Genomic DNA, 23364 nt, shown 5'->3' on the forward strand with positions numbered 1-23364 from the left:
GGGGAGTCGGCTCGTCAGAGCCGGCCCGGGCACCATGAGCACGGCGGCGGGCCGAGTCAACTTTGCGTGGGCAAGCAAAACTCGAAATTCCGGTCAGGGCACTTTTCTGCCGCACGAACCGCTGAGTGGAGTGGCCAAAAACTTGCGCGGCCCAGGGCAGCAAGTCCGAAGCAAGCCCCCAAGCGACCGGCTGGCTTGGGTGTGTGGCTTCAGTTCAGCGCCATGCTGAGCTTGCGGCGGTACTGGTCCAGCAAGGGATCGCGCACGACGGCCACAGCCTGACCGGCCAACTCCAGCGCACCCTTGGTCTTGGCCTCGGTGGCCGCCGGCTTCGGCGCCGGCTTGCTCAGCAGTTCCAAGATGGCCACATAGGTCTTGCGGGCCAGCTCTTGGTTCCACGTCTTGTCGCGCATGATGATTTCCAGCAGCGCGTCCATGGCGTCGGTGAAGCGCTGCTCGGCCATCAGGCCCTGGACCAAGGCGAAGCGGGCTTCAAAGTCGCGTTTGTTGCTTTCAATCGCGGCTTGCAAGGCCGGAACATCGATGCCGGCCGCTGCCCTCTCGCAAGCAGCCAGCCAATGCGCCAGCGCGCCAAAGCGTGCATGCGGGGTGATGGTGTCAGCCGCCTTGGCGGCCACTGGCGCAAAGGCCTCTTGGGCTTCGCCCAGCAGGCCCAGCTCCAGCAAGGCCTTCACATAGTCAAAACGGGCGACCTCGTTGGCGGGGTCGCTTTCCAGTGCTTGTTGCAGCTTACCCAGGGCAGATTCCAGATCGCCGTCGGCCAACAGCGCTTCGGCCTCGGCCACATCTTCCTGGGCCGCCAAGACCTCACCGGGCCGCACATGCTTGTCCAGGAACTCGCGGATCTGCGCTTCCGGCACCGCGCCGACGAAACCGTCGACCGGCTGGCCGCCGACGAACATCACGCAAAACGGGATGCTGCGCACGCCAAACATCTGGCTCAGCTGGGTGGCGATCTCAGGCACTTCGTCGCTGTTGAGCTTGGCCAGGGTGAAGCGGCCGGCGTAGGCTTCTTCCAGCTCTTCCAGCATCGGGCCCAGGGTGCGGCAGGGGCCGCACCAGGGCGCCCAGATGTCCAGCAGCACCGGCTGCTGCATGGAGCCGGTGATGAGTTCAGATTCGAAGTTTTGTAGCGTGATGTCGATCATGGCGAGCCGAACTTGGAGGTCAACAATGGGTGAATGGGGCTAGGTGGCCCTGGCCGCCTACAATTCAAGGCTTTCCAGCCTTTGACGAAGCGAGCCGTGCAGATTCTGCCGGGCACCTCCATGAAGACAGCAACTCCCCTGATTGGCGTGGTGATGGGTTCCAGCAGTGACTGGGAAACCATGAAGCACGCCGCCGACATTCTCGCCGAGTTCGGCATCGCCTATGAGACCCAGGTGGTGTCGGCCCACCGCATGCCGGACGATATGTTCGCCTATGCGGAAAGCGCGGCCGGTCGTGGCCTGCAGGCCATCATCGCGGGTGCCGGCGGTGCCGCGCATCTGCCGGGCATGCTGGCCGCCAAAACAGTGGTGCCGGTGCTGGGTGTACCGGTGGCCAGCCGTCATCTGCAAGGTGTGGATTCGCTGCACTCCATCGTCCAGATGCCCAAGGGCATTCCGGTCGCCACTTTCGCCATCGGCACGGCTGGCGCCGGCAATGCGGCGCTGTTCGCCGTGGCCATGCTGGCCAATCACGACGCCGCTCTGCGTGACAAGCTGCAAGCCTTCCGCGCCCGCCAAACCGAAGTGGCGCGGGCCATGAGCAAGGATCTGGTCTGATGGCCGGCAAGACCTTGCTGCCGGGCGAAGCCACGCTGGGCGTGATGGGTGGCGGCCAACTTGGCCGCATGTTTGTGCATGCCGCCCAAAGTCTGGGCTACCGCACCGTGGTGCTGGACCCCGATGCCGACAGTCCGGCCGGCCTGGTGGCCCATGGCCATGTGCAAAGCGGCTATCTGGACGAAGCCGGCCTGCAGCAGTTGAGCGCGCAGTGCGAGGCCATCACCACCGAATTTGAAAACGTGCCGGCCCAGGCGCTCGAGCAACTGGCGCAAAGCCGTGTGGTCGCGCCCGCAGGCTCGGCCGTGGCCATCTGCCAAGACCGTGCCGCCGAGAAGGCGCATTTCGCGGCCAGCGGCGTGGCTTGCGCTCCCTATGCGGTGATCAATAGCGAGGCGGCCTTGCAGGCCGTCAGCGAGGACTTGCTGCCCGGCATTTTGAAAACCACCCGCATGGGCTACGACGGCAAAGGCCAGGTGCGTGTGCGCAGTCGTGCCGAGTTGGCCGCAGCCTGGGCCGAGTTGAAGCAGGTTGACTGCGTGCTCGAGCAAATGCTGCCGCTGGCGCTGGAGTTGTCGGTCATCAGCGCCCGCAATGCCCAGGGCGAGATCGTGCAGTTCCCGGTGCAGCAAAACCTGCATATCGACGGGATTTTGGCCGTCACCCAGGTGCCGGCGCCGGCTGTCTCCGAGGCTTTGCAGGCCGAAGCCCTGGCCTCGGCCGCCCGCATTGCCGCTTCGATGAATTACGTCGGCGTGCTCTGCGTCGAGTTCTTTGTGCTGCAAGACGGCCGCCTGATCGTCAACGAAATGGCACCGCGCCCGCACAACTCGGGGCACTACACGATGAACGCCTGCGATGTCTCGCAGTTTGATCTGCAAGTGCGCGCCATGGCCGGCCTGCCGCTGCGCCAGCCGCGTCTGCATTCACCGACCGTGATGTTGAACCTGCTGGGTGACTTGTGGTTTGACGCCCAAGGCGTCGAGCGCACGCCGCCTTGGGATGCGGTCTTGGCCCTGCCGGGTACGCATTTGCATCTGTACGGCAAAAGCAGCGCTCGCGTCGGCCGCAAGATCGGCCATCTGAACATTACTGCCGCCACGGCCGAGCAGGCCGAGGCTTTGGCTCGCCAAGCGGCGGCCCTGCTGGGTCTGCCGACCGCGTGGTGAGCAGAAGGTTCTGACCATGCTTTTGAACGGCAACGATCCTCAGGCCATTGCCACGGCCGCGCGCGCCTTGGCCGCCGGTGACTTGGTGGCCTTGCCGACCGAGACGGTCTATGGCCTCGGTGCGCGCGCCGATGATGACGCTGCCGTGGCCAAGATCTTCGCCGCCAAGGGTCGGCCGGCCGATCACCCTTTGATCGTGCATGTGCTGGACGCGGACGACGCCGCCTACTTTGCCGCTGACTTGCCCGAGGTTGCCAAGCGTTTGATGCAGGCCTTCTGGCCGGGGCCGATGACAGTGATCGTGCCGCGCGCCGAAGGCATTGCGGCGGCTTCGGCCGGAGGGCAGTCCAGCATCGGCCTGCGTTGCCCGGCGCACCCGGTCGCGCGGGCCTTGTTGGCGGCAGCTCGGCAGCAGGGTGTGCGCGGCGTCGCTGCGCCCAGCGCCAACCGTTTTGGTCGCGTCAGCCCGACGCGGGCGGCCCATGTGGCCGATGAATTTGATGCCGATTTGCTGGTCTTGGACGGTGGTGATTGTGCGGTGGGCATTGAGTCCAGCATCGTCGATTGCAGCCGTGGCCAGGCGGTTTTGCTGCGCCCGGGAGTCTTGACGGTGGCGCAGATCGAAGCCGCCATCGGCTCGCCTTTGCTGGCGCCCGATGCTGCCGCGCCGCGCGCCTCGGGTACTTTGGTGGCCCACTATGCGCCTTGCGCCACGGTGCGCTTGCTCAGCACCGAGCAATTGCAGCAGCGCCTGTCTGAGGCCTTGCCTGAAGGGCTGGCGGTATATTCCCGCACGGTCTTGGCTTTTGCGGGCGGCATTTTGCAGCCCATGCCGCTGGACGCCGTGGCCGCCGCGCAGCAGTTGTTTGCCGTGCTGCGCGACTTGGATGCCGCCGGCGCACGTGAGATTTGGGTGGAGTCGCCGCCGCCGGCGCGCGAGTGGGACGGGGTCAGGGATCGCCTGACCCGTGCCGCTGCGGCTTTTGAGTGATGGTGTGAGTTTGAGTTTTCGGGATGGAATGTTCATGAAGCGTATTCAAGGCGGTGCAGGTCGCTATGGCCGTGTTTTGTTGCTAACTTTGGCCCTCGGCGCCGCTTTGGCCGGCTGCGGCGGTGGGACTCAGCAGATTGAGCCCTTTGTGCCGACCCGCATCATTGCCTTTGGCGATGAATCCAGCGTGATCACCTCGGACAGCAAAAAGCACACCATCAACTTCCTCAATGCCACCAGCGGAGCGCTGGAGTGCAAGAGCGAGCCGATCTGGACTCAGGCCATGGCTTCTGCATACGGCCTGGTGTTTCCGCAGTGCAATCCCGACAAGGTGGCGAATCCCCAGGGCTTGATGTACGCGCAGGCCGGGGCCAAGGTGTCGGGCTTCAAGGCGCAAATTGACGCGCACTTGGCCTCGGGCGCTTCAGGCACGATTGGGCCGAAGGACTTGTTGACGGTCATGGTCGGTGCCAACGACATCTGGGAGATTTACGCGAAATTCCCGGCTCAATCGCGTGACGCCTTGTTGGGTGAGGCGCGGGCCCGCGGTGCCGATTTGGGCAATCAGGTCAATCGACTCGCCAATGCGAATGGCCGGACCATTCTGATGACGCTGCCCGATCTGGGGCTCAGCCCCAAGGCTTTGGCGGACGAAAAGCTCAATGCCGGCCGCGCCAAGCTGCTTAGCGAATTGACCACTGCTTTCAATATTGAGATGCGCATCACCATCATCAATGATGGGCGCCTGATCGGTTTGGCCGACCCCGAGGTCGAGTCGCAGAAATGGGTGAAGTTCCAGCAGTTCGGCAACGTGGTGGATGCGGCTTGCCTGAGCACCGTGGCCGCGACCGATTGCACGACCAAGACCTTGACCACGGCCGCCACCACCAGCGACGCTTGGAAGAGCTATATGTGGGCGACCGACCGCTTGTTGAGTCCGGCCGCGCATGGCCAGATCGGCTTTATGGGCGTCGCTCGCGCTCGCAACAATCCTTTCTGATGCTTGGCCCGCGAGGGCTGCCTCTCTGTTTAGCCCGGTCGCGCAGCGGCCGGGCTTTTTCGTCTGCACCTGGGCTTCCTGGAAGTCTCAAAACTTCGCCAAAGCTACACTTCCGCGATGACTGTATTGCTGGCCTTGGATAGTTCGACGGAAACAATGGCGCTTGCCTTGAGCAGCCCGGCAGGGCAGTGGCTGTTCGAGGCTGCAGGCGGGCCGCAGGCCTCCGCGCGTCTGGTGCCCGAGGCCTTGGCTTTGCTGGCGCAGGCGGGGCTGAAACTGGCCGATGTGGATGCGATTGCTTTTGGTCGGGGACCCGGGGCTTTCACCGGTATTCGTGCTGCCTGCGCCGTGGTCCAGGGCTTGGCTTTTGGTGCGGGCAAACCGGTCTTGGCCTTGGACAGCCTGCTCTTGGTGGCCGAGGACGCGCGCCTTCAGGCCGGTCCGCAGTTTGAAGGTTTGATCGGTGTGGCCATGGATGCCCGTATGGGCGAAATCTATGCCGGGTTGTATCGCTGGGACGCCGGGCGCTGGCAGGTGGAGCAGGCCCCCGCGCTGTACTCGCCTGAGGCCTTGCTTGCGGCCTGGCCTCAGCCCCCGGCCTTGTGTGGCTCCGCTTTGACCGAGTTCGCGCCAGTCCTGCAGGCTTGGTCTGGCCAGAGCCTGCAGTGGCCGCAATGTCAGTCGCGTGCCGCGGCCTTGGCGACCTTGGCGGTGCAAGCCTGGGACACTGGTGCGCGATTGGATCCGGCCGAGGCGATGCCGCTTTATGTGCGTGACAAGGTCGCGCAAACCACCGCAGAGCGCCTGGCGCTCAAGCTGCAGGTGAGCCGCGCATGAGTGCCTTGCTCAGCAAGCCATTAGAGCGCCCGGGGGGCGCGGCGCGCTTGCACCCGATGCGGGCGTCTGACTTGCCTGAGGTGATGGCGATTGAGCGCGCGGTTTATCCCCTGCCTTGGTCGGAGGGCAATTTTGTCGACTCGATGGCCGCGGGCTACCAGGCCTTTGTCTTGCGGCGGGCGCCGGCGCTGCGTGAAATCCGCGCACCGCTGCTGGGCTACTTTCTGGCGATGCAGGGGTTTGAGGAGATGCATTTGCTGAACATCTCGGTTGCGGCTGAGTTTCAAGGCCAAGGTTGGGCGTGCCAGATGCTGGATGCTTTGCGCCGAATCTGCGAGGAACAGGCTTGCCCTCAGCTGTGGCTGGAGGTGCGGGTCAGCAATCACCGCGCGCGCGAGGTGTATCGACGCTATGGCTTTACCGAGGTGGGACTGCGGCGAGGGTATTACCCCGTCTTGCAGGGCCCCCGGGAAGACGCTTGCCTGATGAGTTTGGCGGTGGTGTCATGAGTTGGGATGATCGCCAGCGCAGCATGCTTGCGGCCATGGGGCTGCGGGTTTGGACGCGCTTGGAGGAGCTCGACCTGTCGCCTGACTTGCAGGTCGAGTCGCTTGAGACTGCTGAGATCGCGGCGACCCCGGATACCCCGGCGCCCTCGTCCGCAGCCTCTGCGCCGCCAGCGAAGCAGGCCATGCAAGCCTTGCCGGCTGAGTTGCTTCGGGCTGCGCCAGCCCAGCCTGCGTCGCCAGTAGTGCGAGCGCTAGTGAACGGAGATCAGCGCGTGTCCGCCATCGCGGGCATGGACTGGTTGACGCTGCGTCACAGTGTGGGTGATTGTCGGGCCTGCTATTTGTGCGAGGGGCGTCGGTCGGCCGGTGATGCGGTCTTGGGTCGCGGTCAAGCCAAAGCGCCCTGGCTGGTGGTGGGCGATATGCCCGGCGAGGCAGAGCTCGCCCAGGGGCAGGCGTTTGCAGGGCAGTCGGGGCAGTTGCTGAACAATATGTTGCGAGCGCTGGGCCTGGACGCCGAGGAATCTGCGGGGCAGGTGTCGATGCTGAATGCACTGAAGTGTGGCGCAACAGCGGGTCGTAGCCCTGGGGCACAAGAGCTGGCGCAATGCGAGCCCTATCTGCAGCGCCAAATCGAGTTGCTGCAGCCGCGCGTCATCCTGGCCTTGGGGCGGATGGCCGTGCAGTCTTTGTTGCACACACAAGAAGCCTTGGGGCGCTTGCGAGGGCAAGTGCATCGTTATCAGGGGATCCCCGTCATTGTCAGCTTCCCGCTCAGCTATTTGCTGCGCAACCCGGCCGAGAAGGCGCGGGCTTGGGAGGATCTTTGTCTGGCGCGTCAGCAACTCTCGAACACGAGGACTGAGGCATGAGTGCGGCGGGCGCGCTACCCCGCCCGGCCGTCGATTGGCGTTTGCTGCCGGTGCCCGTGGCGATGCTGGATCCACGCGGCTGGGTGCTGGATTGCAATGCGGCTTGGCGTGCACAAGGCTTCGGAGAGCTTGGCGTGCGCTGCACCTTGGTGAGTCATGGCGCGGAACTGGCTGCCGCTTTGGCGCAAAAGAGCGACTTTGAGTTGGCCTTGCTGGCACCCGACGCCGCACACCTGGTGGGCCGTTGGGATGTGGCGGCTTCCGCCTATCTCTGCACTTGCTTGGCCGCGAGAGGGGCGAGCACCCAAGCGCAGAGGCGTCAGATTGAACAGGCGGTCAGCCAAACCGAAGCCCGCTTGGAGAAATTCATGCAGGCCTCGGCCGAGGGCATCTTGTTCCACAAGGACGGCCGCATCGTTGACGCCAATCGCCCGATCTGCGCTTTGCTGGGTTATGAATTGGATGAAGTGCTGGGTCTGCAGGTGCTGGACTTTGTGCGCGAGGCTGACCGGGCCAAGGTGCTCGCGGTGATGCAATCGGGCCAAGAGTTGCGTTACGAGGCCGGACTGCTGCACCGAGAGGGGGGCATCATTCCGGTTGAATTGATCGTTCGCACGATGACCTGCGGTGGCGAGGCGCTGCGCATGAGCATCGTGCGGGACATCCGTGACCGAATGGCCGCCCAAGCTCGCATCGAGCATCTGGCGCATCACGATGATTTGACTGGACTGCTGAATCGCAGCGCCTTCATGGAACGGGCGGCAGCCTTGATGCAGGCGGCTGGCGTCCAAGAGCGCAAGCTGGCCTTGTTGTTCATTGACCTGGATAACTTCAAACGAGTCAATGATTCTCTCGGCCATATGGAGGGCGACAAGGTCTTGATCACCGTGGCCGAGCGCATCAGCGACTGCCTGCGCTCAACCGATTTGGTGGCGCGTTTCGGCGGGGACGAATTTGTCGTGCTGCTCGGCGATGTGCATGAGCGCAGCGATGTGATGGCGGTGCTGATGGCCTTGCTCGCCGTGGTGGAAGTGCCGGTGATGGTGGACGGCTGCATGTTGACGGTGACACCCTCCATTGGGGTCTGCCTCTTTCCCGAACACGGCGGGCGGGTGGATGCCTTGATGCAGCACGCCGATATGGCCATGTATCAGGCCAAGGCGGGTGGCCGGGCAGGTTTCCGCTTTTACGAGCCCTCGCTGGCCGAGCATGCCTATGCCGAGTTGGTGCTTGAAAGCCAGTTGACGCAGGCCTTGGAACGCAATGAGTTCGTACTCTTTTTCCAGCCTCAGGTGGATGCCCACACCGGTGCCTTGATCGGTGCAGAAGCCTTGTTGCGCTGGCAGCACCCACAGCGCGGCTTGCTGAGCCCCGACGCTTTCATTGATGTGGCAGAGCGGCATCGCTTGATGTTGGATCTCGGGGCTTGGGTGATGCGTGCCTCGGCCTTGCAGGCACGAGCGTGGCATCAGCACGGCATCGCGCCGGTGCCGATTGCCGTCAATCTTTCCCGCATGCAGTTTCGCCTCGAGGGTTTTGGGGACATGGTGGCGCGCGTCTTGCGGGATCTGGGAGTGCCGGGGGCTTGGTTGGAGTTGGAACTGACCGAGCGCATGTTGATGGATGAGATCGCCAGCGCGCCCTTGACGCTGGCGGCTTTGCGCGCACTGGGCCTGACCGTGTCTGTCGATGACTTTGGCACCGGCTATACCTCCTTGGCGCACCTCACCCGCTTGCCCTTGGACAAGCTCAAGATTGACCAGAGTTTTGTGGCCGCCCTGCCCGAAGACCAGGGCTCGGCTGCGATCACCCGGGCCATCATTCAGATGGCCGATGGCTTAGGCCTGAAGGTCAGCGCCGAAGGGGTTCGCAATGAGGCGCAACGCGATTTGCTGCGGCAGTGGGGCTGTGGCGGTTTGCAGGGCGAGTTGATTGGCGAGCCGATGTCGGCCTCGGCCTTCGAGTATTGGCTGGCTCAAGGTGGCGCCTTCTCACAAGTGAAACGGCCAGGGTTGGAGTGATGACTGAAATGAGCAGGGATGCCGAGCCGGCGCGCTCGGCTTTGGATGAGTTGCTGAGGCAGCACATCGCCGAGGCGGGAGGCTGGTTGGGTTTTGACCGCTTTATGGCCTTGGTCTTGTATGCGCCCGGCTTGGGCTATTACAGCAATCAAGGGCAGAAGTTCGGCCTGATGCCGCAAAGCGGCTCGGACTTTGTCACCGCGCCGGAAATGTCACCCTTGTTTGGCCGAACCCTGGCGGTGCAGCTCGAGCAGGCCTTGCAGGCGGCCCAGACCGATGAGCTGTGGGAGTTCGGTGCCGGGACCGGCGCCCTGGCCGCGCAGTTGCTGGGGGCCTTGGGTGATCGGGTGCGCCGCTACAGCATCGTCGATCTCTCGGGGACGCTGCGTCAGCGCCAGGCCGAACGCTTGGCGCCTTGGGGCGACAAGGTGGTGTGGTTGGATGCACTGCCTGAGCACTTCGCCGGAGTGGTGGTGGGCAACGAGGTCTTGGATGCCATGCCGGTGCAATTGCTCAGCTTTGATGGGCAGCAGTGGTTCGAGCGTGGCGTGGTCGTGGATCCGGCGGGGCGACTGGCCTTTGCCGATCGGCCCACTGAGTTGCGCCCGCCCTTGTCGGAGGAACACGCGGCGCGCAGTTTTGCACCCGGCACGGTGACGGAAACCCATGCCCAGGGCGAAGCCTTTGTTCGCACCTTGGCGAGCCGCCTGCAACGCGGGGCGATCTTTTTGATCGACTATGGCTTCCCGGAGGCCGAGTACTACCACCCGCAGCGCAATGGGGGCACCTTGATGTGCCACCATTTGCACAAGGCGGATCCGGACCCGCTGCGCTTATTGGGTCAGAAAGACATCACCGCTCATGTCAACTTCACCGGCATCGCCCTGGCCGGGCAGGACGCAGGCCTGCAGGTGTTGGGCTACACCAGCCAAGCCAACTTCTTGTTGAACTGCGGTCTGGGCGCTTTGCTGGAGCATGCCGGGATTGCGGAACGCGCGATGGCCCACAAGCTGATCGCCGAGCATGAGATGGGTGAGTTGTTCAAGGTCATCGGCTTTGCGGTTGGTGAAGGCTTTGAGGCCATGGGCTTTGCCCGTGGCGATCGATCCCATACCTTGTGAAGCCGTTTTGTCTCGGCTAGTTTTGCAAGGCCTGCAGTGCGGCCAAGCGAGCCGCTTGCACCGCTTGACCGATGGCTGGCCCGCGCTTGCCCTCGGCCAGCGCAGCAGCACTGACGCTCGCCAGATCGATCGCTAGCAGGGCACTCAACTCCTGCTGCAACTGCTGCCTTTGCGGATAAGACCTTTGCTCAAAGCCCAGGCGGCCGCGGGCATCGCACTCGCAAGCCCACAGCAGTTGCTCAAAGCGTTCGGGGCGCCGCCAGGCATCGCAGCGGTCCAGCAGGCGCAGCCGAGCCTCTGGGCCGAAGCCTTGGCTTTGGTGCACATGGGTGTGCTCGCGCGCAACCAACTCGGCCAGCTCACGGCAGTCGGTGGGTACACGCCAGCGCTCGCTGAGTCGCCTCACCAGCGGCAGGCCTCGGCTTTCGTGGCCGATATGGCGCGGCAAGACCTCCGGTGGGGTCAGCCCCTTGCCCAGGTCATGACACAGGCTGGCGAATCGCACGGTCAAGGGGGCGGCTTGTTCTGCGCATTGATCCAGCACCATCAGCAGATGCACGCCGGTGTCGACTTCAGGGTGGTGGACCGCTGTTTGTGGCACGCCGAACAGGCGATCCACCTCCGGTGCCAAACGCGCCAAGGCACCGCAGTCGCGCAGCACTTCCAGCATTCGGGAGGGCTTGTTCTCCATCAGCCCGTGTGAAAACTCTTGCCAGACGCGCTCGGCCACCAGGGCATCGACCTCACCGCTGGACACCATGTCTCGCATCAGCGCCATGGTTTCCGGCGCCACGCTGAAGTCGGCAAATCGGGCCGCAAATCGTGCCAAACGCAAGATACGCACCGGGTCCTCTGAAAAGGCCTCCGACACATGGCGCAAGACCTTGGCTTGCAGGTCGCGTTGGCCACCGTAGGGGTCGGACAGTTGCCCGTGCGCGTCCTGGGCCATCGCGTTGATGGTCAGGTCGCGACGGGCCAAGTCCTGCTCCAGCGTCACCTCCGGCGAGGCGTGGAAGGCAAAGCCGTGGTAGCCGGGTGCCGTCTTGCGCTCGGTTCGAGCCAGTGCGTACTCTTCATGGGTCTCGGGATGTAGAAAAACGGGAAAGTCCCGCCCTACCGCCGTAAAGCCCGCCCTCTCCATCGCAGCCGGGTCGCTGCCAACGACCACCCAATCGCGGTCCTTGACGGGAAGCCCCATCAAGGCGTCTCGCACCGCCCCACCCACCAGATACTGCTTCATTGACTTGGTTTCGCTAAAAAAATGAAAGGCTTAACTGATAAAGTGCCCGGGAAGTGTCTGAGCTTTTTGCCGATCATGGCAATGCGAGCTGCAGGGACAAAAACGCGGTTTTTACAGCAAATAGAAGGTCTTGTTATGAAATCCAAATTGTTGATCGCCGCCAGTTTGTTCGGCGCCTTGTCAGGCCAGGCGGGCGCAGCAACTTTGACCGAAGCCTCCTACTTCGATGCCGAGGCTTTTGTCTACGAGTTCGGCGCGAAGCAGATCACCGCCTTGGATGCAGCCTCGTCCTTCTCTTTTGTTTTGAACGCGGCTGACTTCGGTTTCAATACCTTGGCGGGTTCGTATTTCGTCTTGGGTGATATCAGCGGGAGCAATTTCAAGCTGAATTCGGTCTCGATCAACGGCACGCCTTGGAATCCCAGCAGTGGCGGTAGCAATATCGATCTGGGTTCCTTGTCTTTCCCTGCCGTGAGCCAAGTGCAGGTGGAGGTCAGCGGGGACCGCCTGGGCGCCGGTGCTAACTTCCAGGGTTCTTTGATCCTGACCCCGGTGCCAGAACCCGAGACCTATGCCCTGTTGCTGGCAGGCTTGGCCGCAGTGGGATTCATGGCTCGTCGCCGCTCGTCCATCTGAAGCCAGTCTTGCCCAGGGCCCTCAAGGCCTGATGTGAAAAAAAGAGCGCTCGGGTGGCGCTCTTTGCGTTCTGGCGTCCAACTGGCTCGCTCAAGGGCATTGGCGGTAGGGCTCTTCAAAGTCCAGAAAGTCTTTTTCCGCCATGGCATCGGCCACCCAGGCCTTGACCGCAGGGTGCTGTTCCAGGGTGTGGGCATAGGTAGCTGCCGTGGGGCTGAGGGGCAGTCCGTAGCGTGACACCCGCATCACGACGGGCGCAAAGTAAGCGTCAACAGCACCGAATTCACCGAACAGGAACGGCCCCTTGCTGGCTGTGACGGCCTCGCTACACAGGGCATCCATCCGTGCCAAGTCGGTTTGCAAGCCCGTTTCAGCGGCGAGCATCTTGGCGCCTTGTTCCCGCAGATCGGCATCGATATTCATCGGGCACAGGCTGCGCAGTTGGCCAAAGCCGGCATGCATCTCGGCGCACAGACTGCGTGCGCGGGCGCGCTGTCGACGGTCACGCGGCCAGATTGGCAGATCGGGGTGTTGGTCGGCAATCGCCTCGGCAATCGCCAAGGTGTCCCAGACGGCGAAACCGTCGGGCTCCACCAGCACCGGCACCTTGCGGGTGGGTGTGAGCGCAGCGATGGCTTGGTAGAACGCCGACCCTGGCGTGAAGTCAAAGCGCAGCTTGACCTCCTCGAACGGGATATCAAATGCTCGCAACAGCACCCATGGCCGCATCGACCAGGACGAGTAGTTTTTATTGCCGATATAGAGCTTGTTCATGACCATGGTCCTGATAACTGCGTGCAATTCACAGTGCCGAGCATAGGCGTAGCCTCGAGGGCCAGGGCTGAGGAATCCGCAAGCCAGTGATGCTTCAGCGGCATCAGCGGCCCGACTTGCGTCGCAAGCGGTCCAGTCGCGCGCAGCCTTCGCTGGCGCCGAGATAGGTCGGCAGCACGGCGGCCATCGACTGCGCCTGGATGCCCAGTGTGGCCAAGTCTGGCAGTCGCCCGCTGGCCACATTGGGGATCTTCATCGAAGCCAGATTGTCTCGTGACATCAGGGGCTCGCCCGGCATCATCTCCATCATCACCGCCTGGGCCCAGGCCAGTGGGCCAGGCAAGGGCAGGACCGGCCGCGCGTGGCCGCTGTAGCGGCCGGCCATTCTGACAACCTCCGCCAGGCTCAAGACCTGCGGCCCGGCCAACTCATAAACTTGGCCGATGGTGGTTTTGTCGAGCACGCAGGCCACGAGGGCCCTCGCCACATCCTCCACCCAAACCGGTTGAAAGCGAACACCGGCGCCCGCCAGGGGCATCACCGGGAACAGGGCCTGCAGCTTGGCAAACAGATTGACGAAACGGTCGGCGGCACCGAACACCACCGAAGGGCGCAACAAGGTCAACTCCAGCCCGGCCGACTGAAGCACCGCCTCGCCGCGCGTCTTGGAACGCAAGTACCGCGAGGGGGCATCATCCTGCACGCCCAGCGCGCTGACATGGATCAGCCGACGCACGCCAGCGGCCGTGCAGGCTTGGGCCAAGCGGGTGGGCAGTTGCACATGGGCGCGCTCAAACTGGGCTTCGCTGCCTTGCAAGATGGCGATCAAGTTGATGACGATGTCCTGGCCCTCGACCAAGGACTGCAAGCGTGCGCTGTCGTGAACATCGGCCTGCACCACGGTCAGGCCCGGCAAGCCTTGGATGGCTTGGGCATGGCTCAGGCGCCGGGTCGGCACCGTGATGCGTGCGCGCCCCCCCAAATGCCGCAGCAATTGTTCGCACAGGCTGCGCCCGATGAAGCCGCTGCCGCCAAGAATCAGCAGCTTGGGATTGAAGTCATTCATCAGGAATTGTCTCCAGGTGTGTTGGCACCAGTCGGGGTACTGGCTTCACGCGGACCGATGCTGCGCCCGAGGCGTTGGCGCAGGCCCTTGCTGGGCTCGACACCCAGCAACTGCCCGTACAAGGTGGCATTGGCCAGAACCTTCTTGACGTAGTCTCGGGTTTCATTGAAAGGCACGTTTTCGACCCAGATGGCGGAGTCGAGCGTGGGGCCCTCGCGCCAGCGGCGAGGCCGTCCAGGCCCCGCGTTATAGGCGGCGGCCGCCATCGCGATCGAGCCTTCAAAATCATCCAAGACCAGCTTCAAGTAAGCCGTCCCAATGCGGATATTGAAGTCCCGGTCGTTCATCAGTTCGGGCCTGAACTCGATGCCAATCTTCTTGGCCGTCCAGCGGGCGGTGGCCGGCATCACCTGCATCAAGCCCGAGGCACCCACATGGGAGCGAGCGTCCATCACAAAGCGAGATTCCTGCCGAATCAAGCCGTACACATAGGCCGGATCAATGCCAGCCTCGCGGGATTGGTTTAACAGGGCTTGGCGGTGCGGGGTGGGGAAGCGCTGGGCCATATCGACCTCCTGCTTGCTTCGCTCGCTGGTGTTGATGCAGCGATCCCAGATCTCGCGGTCACAGGCTTCCTGGGCGGCGGCGCGCAGTTCGCGGTCGTTCATGCCGCGCAGTGAGTAGTTCCATTCGCGTACCCCTTCATTGCGCAGACCGATAGCAATCATCATCAGCGCGCTGTTCAAGCCCGGGTGGGCTTGGGCTTGTCGGCGCTCGGCGCTGCTCAAGCTGCTGGGCGTGGCCGGCAGGCTCAGATGTTGCCCCAGGTCTTCGGCCGCCAGGCGGCCGTAAAAGCTCAGCGGCGAGGCCAGACTTTGCAGGTTGCTGCGCGCTTCTTGCCGCAAGGCTTCGCCTGAGACGCCATCGGCCGCCGTGGCCAGCAAGGCGCGTGCGCGCCAGTATTGCCATGCGGCATCGCGTTGCTCATTGGCGCTCATCAAACCCATGGCGAGCAGGCCTTGATGCCAGCGGCCGCTGCGCAGCGCTGAGCGTGTCGCCCAGGCCAAGGTTTCATCGCTCCATTCCAGGGGGCTTCGCAGCTTTTGGCTGAGCTTCAGCGCGCGCTCAAAGTAATCGCTGGCCTCGGGTTGCAGTTTGAAAGCAGCCTGACGGCCGACCTGCGCCCATGCCCAGGCGGCCAACTCGGTGGAAAGCGCCTTCTCCCAACGGCTGGACAAGAGTTCCGCGGCCTGGCTGGGATCCGCGGCAGCCACGCGCATCAGGCCGAGTGTGGCGAGTTCACTGTGCGTGCGTCCGCCGGTCTTGGCCTTGCGGGTCATGTAGCGCAGCGGATTCTCCTGAATATCGGCCAGATGCAATTCGATCTGCTTGCCCAGCAGATTGGCGGCCTGCTTGGCCGCCCGTGGCCTGAGCGCTTCGACGCTCAGGCGCAGCTTCAACCAAACATCGTCTTCACTCAGTTGCTTGGCCTCGAGCAGGGTGCGGGCCATGCTGTTGCAGCCCTCATCACCATCGCGTTGGGCCAGCCACGCAGCGCGCCCGGCTTCGCGCACATTGCGGCCGGCGGCCTGCTCGGCCATCAGCGCATAACAGACCACTTCCCGGTCATCGCGCATCTGGTAGCGCGCATGATCGTTCGTGAAGTTGGCCCAATCGCGGCGCCGGCCCAGCTCCAGCAGCCAATCATTGCGCAGCCGATCCTCCACATAAGTGCCGGGCCAGCGGGCGTAAAACGCATTGACCTCGGGCTGGCTAACTTCGTACAAGCGCAGACCCAGGTCCCAATAGTCAACCCAAGCGGCCAGCGGGTGGCGCTGGGCCTGTGCCGCCTGGTTCAAGGCGGCCAAGCGCTTGCGGTCCTTCTTGCGCTGCGCTTCGTGCGCCTCGGTGATCAAGTCGGCCTGGTTGACGACGGGCATGGCTTGCGCTGCTTGTGCCTGCGCGTGCAAGGGTTGCAACACACCGAGGCTCAAACAAAGGGCGCCCATCCATGCGAGGGCGCGCTTGCCGCCCAGTCCTTCATATACTGCCAAAACAATCCTCTTTCTCTTCCAAGGGACGCGTGTCCACCATCATGCCCACAAGCTCAGCACCCATCATGCCGCATGAACGCGGCGCCCTGCGTACGCAATTGCTGGCCCAGCGTGCGGCCTGGCTGGCCACGCCGGCCGCGCATGCGGCTAGCGCGGCGCTCGGCCATCATCTGCGCGCGGTGCTGCAGCAACTGGAGCCGCAATGCCTGGGCCTGTTCTGGCCGCTTGAGGGGGAATTTAACGCAGTGCAGGCTTTGTCACAGCCGCTGCTCGACTTGGCCCCAGGCAGCGTGTTGCATCAGCCGCAAGATGCGGTCGACGCGCAGGGCGATGATGATGACGACGATGATGAGGAGGACATGGCCGCCGGCCCAGCTCAATGGAGCTTGCCCTTTGCCTACAAGTCGCCGCGTCGCATGGACTATCGCCGCTGGGACGGCACCGAGCCTTCGGTGCAAGACGAGTGCGGCATTGCCAGCAGCAGCGGCGCCGTGCTGGTGCCGGACGTGGTCTTGGTGCCCTGCGTGGGCTTCACCCGTGAGGGCTATCGCCTGGGCTATGGCGGCGGCTATTACGACCGCTGGCTGGCCGCTCACCCGGGCGTCACCAGCATCGGCATCGCCTGGCAGCTCAGCGAATGCCATTTCGCGGCCGAGCCCCATGATCAGCCCTTGACCTTGATTCTCACCGAGCGCGAAGTGATCTCGCCTTGAAGTTTGGGTCTAGCAGCAAGTGCTGGCTCTTGCCCAGAAATGCTTGGGCCATGCCCTAGCAAGTCTCGCGCGACCAGCCAGCGCGGCATGACGGTGATGGCTTCTAATTCAGTGATGCGAAAACTGAATGAAGCGACCGACCATGGCCATGCTTGAGACTCCAAATTTTCGTGACCCCGCCGTTTTGCGGGCCCATGTCCGGCACACGCTGTCGTTTTACGATCCGCGCTGCGTCGACCCCAGCGGTGGCTTCTTCCATTTCTACAAAGATGCGGGCGAGGTTTATGACCGCGAGACCCGCCATCTGGTCAGCAGCACCCGCTTTGTTTTCAACTACGCCATGGCTTATCGGCACTTTGGCGATGCTGACTATTTGGCCAAGCTGCGCCACGGATTGCAGTTCTTGCGTCAAGCGCATCGCCAGGCCGATACCGGCGGCTATCTCTGGTGCCTGCGTTGGCAAGGCGGCCAAGCGCTGCCGCTGGATGCCGACAACCATTGCTATGGCCTGGCCTTTGTGATGCTGTCTTACGCCCATGCGCTGATGGCGGGCGAAACGCAGGCCAAGGCGTGGCTGGAGGAAACCTGGGACTTGATGGAGGCGCGCTTTTGGGAACCACAAGCTGGGCTTTACGCCGATGTGGCCAGCGCCGACTGGACCCGGCTCGACCCCTACCGCGGTCAGAACGCCAATATGCATGCCTGCGAGGCGCTGCTTGCCGCTTTTGATGCCACCGGCGAGTCGCGTTATTTGCTGCGCGCGGAGCAAGTGGCCAAGAACATCACGGTGGTTCAGGCCGCGCTGGCGGATGGCTTGATTTGGGAGCATTACCGCAGCGACTGGCAGGTCGACTGGGACTACAACCGCGATGACAAGAGCAATATCTTCAGGCCTTGGGGCATCCAGCCCGGCCACTTGAGCGAATGGGCCAAGCTGCTGCTGACGCTGGAGCGGCATCGCGCGCACCTGAGCGGCGATGCCAGTTGGCTGCTGCCGCGCGCGCGCGCCTTGTTTGATGCCGCGATGCGCCGTGCTTGGGACGAAGAACACGGCGGCCTGGTCTACGGCTTCGCGCCCGACGGCACGGTCTGCGATGCCGACAAGTATTTCTGGGTGCAGGCCGAAAGCCTGGCTGCAGCCGGGCTCTTGGCACTGCGAACCGGTGAGACCAACTACTGGAATGAGTACGAGCGCATTTGGCGTTATGCCTGGGCGCATATGGTCGACCACCGCCACGGCGCCTGGTACCGAATTCGTCGGCCCGACAACAGCGCCTACAGCGATGAAAAAAGCCCGGCCGGCAAGACCGACTATCACACCATGGGCGCCTGCTACGAGATGATGGCCGCGCTGGAGGCCGCCTCGCGATGAAGCTGCCGATTTGCGCGCCTGCCGCCGGCTGGCCAGATTTCGTGTCCTTCGGCGAAGCCCTGACCGACATGATTCGCGTTGCCCCGGATCAATGGCTCTCGGTCAATGGTGGTGCGCCTTGGAATGTGGCGAGGGCGATGTCCAGCTTGGGCGTGCCGTCTGCATTCGGCGGCGCCATTAGTGCGGATGTGTTCGGCGATGCGCTGCTGGCGGCCAGCCGATCGGCCGGCTTGGATCTGCGCTTCATCCAACCAGTGTCGGGCAAGTCGCCCTTGCTGGCGATGGTGCATCAGCTGACGCCGCCGCAGTACTTCTTTGTTGGTGACGACAGTGCGGACCTGCACTTTCATCCCGAAGCCTTGCCCAGCGGCTGGCGCGAGAGCATGCAGTGGGCGCATTTCGGCGGCATCAGCCTGGCCCGCGAGCCGCTGGCGACTCGTTTGCTGGCCTTGGCCCAGTCGCTCAAGGCTGCGGGCAAGCGCATCAGCTACGACTCCAACTTCCGCGCTGCCGCCATGAATAAGCGTTATGACGAGACGCTGCAGGCCATGTGCCGCCTGGCGGATCTCATCAAGGTGTCGGACGAAGATCTGCGCGGCTTGTTCCGCAGCGATTCGATCGACGCGGGGCTGGCGCAAATCCGCGCCTGGAATCCTCGCGCCTTGCTGCTGCTGACCCAGGGCGCTGAGGGCGCCACGCTTTGGCAAGATGAGCAAGTGTTCCGTGCCCGCCCGCCGCAGATCGAGGTGGTCGACAGCGTGGGTGCCGGCGATGCTTCCATGGCCGGCGTGCTGCTCAGCCTGATGCAAGCGCCCGATGCCGAGCCTTGCAAGCATTTGCGCTGGGCGGTGGCCGCCGGTGCTGCGGCTTGCCAGTCAGCGGGGGCCAGCGCCTTGAGCCGCGCGCAGATTGAAGCGCTCTTACCCCAGGTGCGGTTCAAGGCTTAAGCCCGGCCAGCGTCCTCCCGCTGGCGCCTGCGGATGCGCGAGAGCGCCACTTCGGTGATGCCCAAATAGCTTGCGATGTGCTTTTGGCTCAAGCGTTCGGCCAAGGCCGGGGCGCTGTTCAAGAACGATTGATAGCGCGCTGCGGCATCCAACATCAGCAAGTCCTGCTCTCGCTGCGTCTGCCGCGCCAAGCCGGCAAGCAGGGCCTGCATGATCAAGGCTGGCGCTTGCGGCCAATCCGCTTGCAGGTCGAGCAAGTCTTGGGCGCTGAGTTCGACGACAAGGCCGGCTTCCAAAGCCTCCAGATGCCAGGGGCTGCGCGCGCCGATGCCGGCCGCGCCCAACCAGTCGAGTTCGGCGTAGAACGCATGGTTGCGCTCGCGGCCCTCGGTGTCGAGGAAAAAGCCACGCGCCAAACCCTGCTCCATCCACCAGATCCGGTCTATGGTCTCCCCTTGGGCCAAGAGGCGCTGACCGCGGCGCAGCTTGCGTCGTGGCAGCGCCTGCCAGCGCGCCGAGCGTTGCGGGCAAGCCGCCAACCAGTCGACAAAGGCGGGGCCGCAAAGTGGGCAGGGCTGTGATTCCATGAACCTAGGTTAATGCGCGAGGCGTTCTAAAGGCTCAGCATCATGCCCCATGAAAGCCCATGATGCCTCGCGCCGCCATGCCCGATTGCCTTCCGCTGAATCCAATCCCGAGCCGCTCAATTGGCCGCACCTGATCCTGCTCTTGGCCCTGCCAGCCTATGCTTTGCTGACTTGGCACTGGGGATGGAGTCATGAGTTGACCCTCGCCGCGGGTACGCTGCTGGCGCTGGCCTGGTTGATGCTGTGCGAACGTTTGCGACCGGGGCGTGCCGATTGGCAAGCCAGTGCCGCCGATATGCGGCGCGATGCCAGCTCGCTGGGTCTGGCCGCGCTCGTGGACACCCTGTTCTCGCTCGCCGCCAATCTGGCAGCGCTGGCCTGGCGTGAACACAGCATGTTGGGCGCGGCACAAACTGGCATCAGCCTATGGCTGCAGCAAGGCTGGCAAGTCCTGCCTTTGCCGATCGCGCTGGTCTTGGTGATCGCCGTGGGTGAGTTCCTGCCGTACTGGCTGCATCGCTGGGCCCATGAGCGGCCCGCGCTGTGGCGCTGGCATGCCTTGCATCACTGGCCGACGGCCGTGAACACCAGCAATAGCGTGTTGGTCCATCCCTTCAATCTGCTGTGGAACAAGCTGGGGCGCTGGCTGCCTTGGCTCTTGCTGCAGGTGCCGGCGGATTTGATGCTCTGGGCCGCGCTATTCGTCCAGGCGCAGGAGTTGGCGGCGCATGCCAATGTGGCGGGCAGTCTGCGCGGTTTACGCGTTTGGCTGGGTGGGGCGGATCTGCATCGTTGGCACCACAGCGTGCTCCTGAACGAGGCCGGCAACTATGGCACCGTCGTACCCTGGTGGGATTGGGTCTTTGGCAGTGGTTTCCATCCGAATCGCCAGGGGCCGGCCCATGTGGGCTGGGCCGCTGGGTCTTGGCGGCCGGAACGCCTGCATTTGCGCGAGCTGATCTGCGGGCCGCTGCCGGGCAAAAGCGGCCGGGGCAGCGTCAGCGCGGAGCCGAACTCAGATCCACATACTGCCACCAATCGCTCCAGAAAAAGGGGCGGCGATAGCCCTGCACCCAGGGCTGAGCGACATCGTTGCTGATTAAATGGGCGACGATTTTGTAAGGTGCGAAAGCCACCGCCAGGCGCTTGCTTTCGCGGAAGACGGCTTCGCGTTCGGGGCCGTCGGACAAGGCTTCCAGGCGCTGGTACAGGCGGTCCAGCTGAGGGAGCGAAAAGCGCGAGACGTTTTGCGAACCGGCCTGCGGGCCGTTGTAGCGTGCCAGCGCAGCCAGCCCGTCGGGCACGTCGGACTGCACGGCAAAGCCCCAGATCATCAGCTTGCCGGCGCGCGCCGACTTCAGGTGCTCGGGGAATTTGGCGGTGATGAATTTGACCCGCAGACCCAGGCGCTGCAGATTGATGCGCCATAGCTCATCGCTCTGCCTTGCGGCTTGGTCGGGCGTGGTGGCCACCTCCAGCGTCAGGCGCTCGCCCTGCGGCTGCAAGCGAAAGCCTTCGGCATCGCGCTGTCCCCAGCCATAGGCGTCCAACAAGGCATTGGCGCGTTGTGGGTCGAACTCACCCATCTCGCTCTTGAAGGCGGGGTCGTAGCCGCTGGTGTGCGGCACGATGGGGCTTTGCGCTGGGATGCCCTGGCCGCGGCGCACCAAGGCGATATTGCGGCGCACGTCGTAGCCCAGGGAAATGGCGCGGCGCAGAGCGATGCGCTCGGGCGAGAGGCCGCCCACCACCGGATGGGTCATGCCGAAATAGATCAGCGAGCAATCGGCATTGAGTTGCCTGAACAACTGCACCCCGCGCTTGGCCAGAAACGGCGCCAGTTGGCCGTGCGGCAGGGCTTGGCTGATGAAAGGCGGCGGCACGCCGTCACCCGGAGCCGCGAGGATGTCCAGCTGCCCGTTCAAGAAGGACAGCCAACGCGGCTGGTCTTCTTCAATGATGGCAATCTCCACCCGGTCCATCATGGGCAGCAGCCGGCCTTTGAAGCGCTGTAGCAAGGCCTGACCCTCGGCATCGTCGGCCGCCGGCGTGGCGTCATAGACGCGTTCCCGGTAGACCGGGTTGCGCTCCAGCACCATGCGTGAAGAGCGCCGCCATTGCGCCAGCCGGTAGGGGCCGGTGCCGACCGGATGCGCGTCGACATCTCGGCCATAGGCTTCAACCACCTCGCGGGCCACCGCGCCAAAGATGTCGCTGCTGGCCAGGCGTTCAATCAGCCGCGGGCGCGGCTCGGCCACGCGAATCTGCAAGGTGTAGCGGTCCAGGGCGCGCAGGCCGGGCATGTCTTGCTCATAGTCCAGCGCCTTGCCGCTCTTCAGCGCCTGCTCGCGCAGCTCGTTCAAGCCAAGCATTTGGGCCGTTAGCAAAAAGGGCAGCATCGGCGACATGTTCGCCGGGTCCACGATGCGTTTGAAACTGTAGACATAGTCGGCCGCCACCAACTCACGCGGCTGGCCCTTGAAGGCCGGGTCGGGGGCGAACAAGATGCCGGGCCGCAAGCGAATGGTGAAGGTCTTGAAGTCGCTGCTGATCTCGGGCAGGGCCGCCGCCGTCAAGGGCTTGATCAGTACCGGCCGGGCCAGCGGATCGAAGCAGAACAAGGCTTCAAAGATATGGCCGGTCACGGCGCGCGAGTAACCGTCGGAGATGCGGGCCGGGTCGAAGCCGGTCTCGGCCGCCTTGAAGGCCAAGCGCAGGGTTTTGATGCCCTCTGCGGCTTGGCCCAGTCTGGGTGCAACCGGCAGGCCGACTGCCAAACTCGTCGAGAGGAGTTGGCGACGTGTCAACAGCGGGTCACTCATGGGGACTGGGTCGGGATCCAAGCTTGGTACTCGGCCCAAAGCGCATTCACATCGCCGCCCTCGGTGCATGCGGCAATCGCGTTCTCCCAGCTCCAGGGGAAGTTCTCGCCCGGCCGCGCCGTGGCATTGAAGCAGGGGCCGAAATCCTTGAAGCCTTTTTGCTCGACCAGGTAAGCGAAGAAGAAGGCGCCGGTTTTGTAGGGGTCGCTGTACTTGCCGCCGAGCCTGCGGTCCTTGGCGTAGCCGAAGCCCGCTTGGTAGCGCACCAGATCCGCCAAGCTCTCGAGGGCCGCGGCCGCCATGCCCTCGGAATGCTGGTAGGCATGGACCATCTCGTGAAAGAGAATGCCCTTGACCTCGTCGGCCATATGGCCGCCCTTGGCCGCATAACTCTGCAGCCAGCGGGTGTTGACGTTGACGATGATGCGCTCGGGCGGCGCGCCGTCCTTCCAGGCGATGCCGTCTCGGGGCTCGGCGCTTCCTTTCTCGCCATTCCATTCGCGGATGCGCAGCTCCAGGGTCTTGAAGGCGGGCACCTCGGCTGGGCTTTTGTAAAGGCGCTGCACCACGCCTCGGGCGATCTCATGCACATAGGCCTCGATGTCAGGCACCAAGGCCGCAAAGGCTTGTGCGCCCGCGGAGCCATCATTTTTATAGTCCACCGCTGGCCTGGCGACTCGGCCCCAGTCGGCGTCCGCCCATGCCACGGCAGGCAAATGTCGGGGCGCTTGAACCTGCACCGGCGTCGCAGCGTGAACCGTGGCACAGCAGCCCAGCAAGGTGGCGGTTAAGGCGGCGGCTAAGGCGCTCCGAATTCGCGTCATCAACATGGCTTTCGAGAGATTG

Annotated in this window: 22 protein-coding genes; 14 read left to right on the forward strand and 8 right to left on the reverse strand. The window is 63.8% G+C overall.

Features of this window, described 5'->3' with window-relative positions:
* Window positions 1-209 precede the first annotated feature (209 nt).
* Complete coding sequence (locus tag ACOVRJ_RS00550; RefSeq protein WP_422041958.1) at window positions 210-1169, reverse strand: tetratricopeptide repeat protein; 960 nt, start codon at window positions 1167-1169, stop codon at window positions 210-212.
* A 120-nt stretch (window positions 1170-1289) separates the two neighbouring features.
* Here ACOVRJ_RS00550 and purE point away from each other — a divergent pair, with 120 nt between their 5' ends.
* The 9 genes from purE to ACOVRJ_RS00595 all read left to right on the forward strand — a co-directional run bounded on the left by purE (window position 1290) and on the right by ACOVRJ_RS00595 (window position 10307).
* Window positions 1290-1787 (forward strand): 5-(carboxyamino)imidazole ribonucleotide mutase, encoded by a 498-nt coding sequence (purE, locus tag ACOVRJ_RS00555; RefSeq protein WP_339596976.1) that lies wholly within the window; start codon window positions 1290-1292, stop codon window positions 1785-1787.
* Complete coding sequence (locus ACOVRJ_RS00560) at window positions 1787-2956, forward strand: 5-(carboxyamino)imidazole ribonucleotide synthase (protein ID WP_422041959.1); 1170 nt, start codon at window positions 1787-1789, stop codon at window positions 2954-2956. The genes purE and ACOVRJ_RS00560 overlap by 1 nt, the downstream gene beginning before the upstream one ends.
* 16 nt (window positions 2957-2972) lie before the next feature.
* Window positions 2973-3947, forward strand: coding sequence for an L-threonylcarbamoyladenylate synthase (locus tag ACOVRJ_RS00565; protein WP_422041960.1), 975 nt, complete (start codon window positions 2973-2975; stop codon window positions 3945-3947).
* Between the two features lie 34 nt (window positions 3948-3981).
* Complete coding sequence (locus ACOVRJ_RS00570; protein WP_422041961.1) at window positions 3982-4947, forward strand: esterase; 966 nt, start codon at window positions 3982-3984, stop codon at window positions 4945-4947.
* A 117-nt stretch (window positions 4948-5064) separates the two neighbouring features.
* Entirely contained in the window at window positions 5065-5784 is a 720-nt protein-coding gene (gene tsaB, locus ACOVRJ_RS00575) for a tRNA (adenosine(37)-N6)-threonylcarbamoyltransferase complex dimerization subunit type 1 TsaB (protein WP_422041962.1), read from the forward strand.
* Window positions 5781-6293, forward strand: a complete 513-nt coding sequence (gene rimI, locus ACOVRJ_RS00580) for a ribosomal protein S18-alanine N-acetyltransferase (protein WP_422041963.1) — start codon at window positions 5781-5783, stop codon at window positions 6291-6293. Before tsaB ends, rimI begins: the two co-directional genes overlap by 4 nt.
* Entirely contained in the window at window positions 6290-7165 is an 876-nt protein-coding gene (locus ACOVRJ_RS00585; protein WP_422041964.1) for a uracil-DNA glycosylase, read from the forward strand. The genes rimI and ACOVRJ_RS00585 overlap by 4 nt, the downstream gene beginning before the upstream one ends.
* The gene (locus ACOVRJ_RS00590; protein ID WP_422041965.1) at window positions 7162-9186 is read left to right on the forward strand and encodes a putative bifunctional diguanylate cyclase/phosphodiesterase; all 2025 of its coding nucleotides are present in this window, start codon (window positions 7162-7164) and stop codon (window positions 9184-9186) included. Before ACOVRJ_RS00585 ends, ACOVRJ_RS00590 begins: the two co-directional genes overlap by 4 nt.
* Window positions 9186-10307 carry a class I SAM-dependent methyltransferase gene (locus tag ACOVRJ_RS00595; protein ID WP_422041966.1) on the forward strand — a complete coding sequence of 374 codons (1122 nt, stop codon included), beginning with the start codon at window positions 9186-9188 and terminating at the stop codon, window positions 10305-10307. The genes ACOVRJ_RS00590 and ACOVRJ_RS00595 overlap by 1 nt, the downstream gene beginning before the upstream one ends.
* A gap of 16 nt (window positions 10308-10323) precedes the next feature.
* Here the strand turns inward: ACOVRJ_RS00595 and ACOVRJ_RS00600 are convergent, their stop codons facing one another.
* Window positions 10324-11547: a multifunctional CCA addition/repair protein gene (locus ACOVRJ_RS00600; RefSeq protein WP_422041967.1), complete on the reverse strand. Its 1224-nt coding sequence runs from the start codon at window positions 11545-11547 to the stop codon at window positions 10324-10326.
* Between the two features lie 135 nt (window positions 11548-11682).
* On the opposite strand from ACOVRJ_RS00600, the gene ACOVRJ_RS00605 reads away from it, so the two are divergent.
* Entirely contained in the window at window positions 11683-12183 is a 501-nt protein-coding gene (locus ACOVRJ_RS00605; RefSeq protein WP_422041968.1) for an FxDxF family PEP-CTERM protein, read from the forward strand.
* 90 nt (window positions 12184-12273) lie between these two features.
* Here the strand turns inward: ACOVRJ_RS00605 and ACOVRJ_RS00610 are convergent, their stop codons facing one another.
* From ACOVRJ_RS00610 to ACOVRJ_RS00620, 3 genes are all read right to left on the reverse strand, one after another.
* Entirely contained in the window at window positions 12274-12957 is a 684-nt protein-coding gene (locus ACOVRJ_RS00610) for a glutathione S-transferase family protein (RefSeq protein WP_422041969.1), read from the reverse strand.
* Window positions 12958-13060: 103 nt separating this feature from the next.
* Complete coding sequence (locus ACOVRJ_RS00615) at window positions 13061-14023, reverse strand: complex I NDUFA9 subunit family protein (protein ID WP_422041970.1); 963 nt, start codon at window positions 14021-14023, stop codon at window positions 13061-13063.
* Complete coding sequence (locus ACOVRJ_RS00620) at window positions 14023-15963, reverse strand: transglycosylase SLT domain-containing protein (protein ID WP_422041971.1); 1941 nt, start codon at window positions 15961-15963, stop codon at window positions 14023-14025. The genes ACOVRJ_RS00615 and ACOVRJ_RS00620 overlap by 1 nt, the downstream gene beginning before the upstream one ends.
* Before the next feature lie 155 nt (window positions 15964-16118).
* Between ACOVRJ_RS00620 and ACOVRJ_RS00625 the strand changes: the two genes are divergently transcribed.
* From ACOVRJ_RS00625 to ACOVRJ_RS00635, 3 genes are all read left to right on the forward strand, one after another.
* Window positions 16119-16790 (forward strand): 5-formyltetrahydrofolate cyclo-ligase, encoded by a 672-nt coding sequence (locus tag ACOVRJ_RS00625; protein WP_422041972.1) that lies wholly within the window; start codon window positions 16119-16121, stop codon window positions 16788-16790.
* 148 nt (window positions 16791-16938) lie between these two features.
* Window positions 16939-18162 carry an AGE family epimerase/isomerase gene (locus ACOVRJ_RS00630; RefSeq protein WP_422041973.1) on the forward strand — a complete coding sequence of 408 codons (1224 nt, stop codon included), beginning with the start codon at window positions 16939-16941 and terminating at the stop codon, window positions 18160-18162.
* Window positions 18159-19109, forward strand: coding sequence for a carbohydrate kinase family protein (locus ACOVRJ_RS00635; protein ID WP_422041974.1), 951 nt, complete (start codon window positions 18159-18161; stop codon window positions 19107-19109). The genes ACOVRJ_RS00630 and ACOVRJ_RS00635 overlap by 4 nt, the downstream gene beginning before the upstream one ends.
* On the opposite strand, the gene ACOVRJ_RS00640 is transcribed toward ACOVRJ_RS00635, so the two are convergent.
* Window positions 19106-19696, reverse strand: coding sequence for a Crp/Fnr family transcriptional regulator (locus ACOVRJ_RS00640; RefSeq protein ID WP_422041975.1), 591 nt, complete (start codon window positions 19694-19696; stop codon window positions 19106-19108). The genes ACOVRJ_RS00635 and ACOVRJ_RS00640 overlap by 4 nt on opposite strands.
* Window positions 19697-19745: 49 nt before the next feature.
* On the opposite strand from ACOVRJ_RS00640, the gene ACOVRJ_RS00645 reads away from it, so the two are divergent.
* Window positions 19746-20795 carry a sterol desaturase family protein gene (locus ACOVRJ_RS00645; RefSeq protein ID WP_422041976.1) on the forward strand — a complete coding sequence of 350 codons (1050 nt, stop codon included), beginning with the start codon at window positions 19746-19748 and terminating at the stop codon, window positions 20793-20795.
* Here the strand turns inward: ACOVRJ_RS00645 and ACOVRJ_RS00650 are convergent.
* Window positions 20695-22518: an ABC transporter substrate-binding protein gene (locus tag ACOVRJ_RS00650; RefSeq protein ID WP_422041977.1), complete on the reverse strand. Its 1824-nt coding sequence runs from the start codon at window positions 22516-22518 to the stop codon at window positions 20695-20697. The genes ACOVRJ_RS00645 and ACOVRJ_RS00650 overlap by 101 nt on opposite strands.
* On the reverse strand, window positions 22515-23342 hold the full coding sequence (locus ACOVRJ_RS00655) for a basic secretory protein-like protein (protein ID WP_422041978.1): 828 nt from the start codon (window positions 23340-23342) through the stop codon (window positions 22515-22517). The genes ACOVRJ_RS00650 and ACOVRJ_RS00655 overlap by 4 nt, the downstream gene beginning before the upstream one ends.
* Window positions 23343-23364 lie beyond the last annotated feature (22 nt).

The organism is Roseateles sp. (assembly GCF_049240545.1).
Taxonomy (GTDB): domain Bacteria; phylum Pseudomonadota; class Gammaproteobacteria; order Burkholderiales; family Burkholderiaceae_C; genus Paucibacter_A.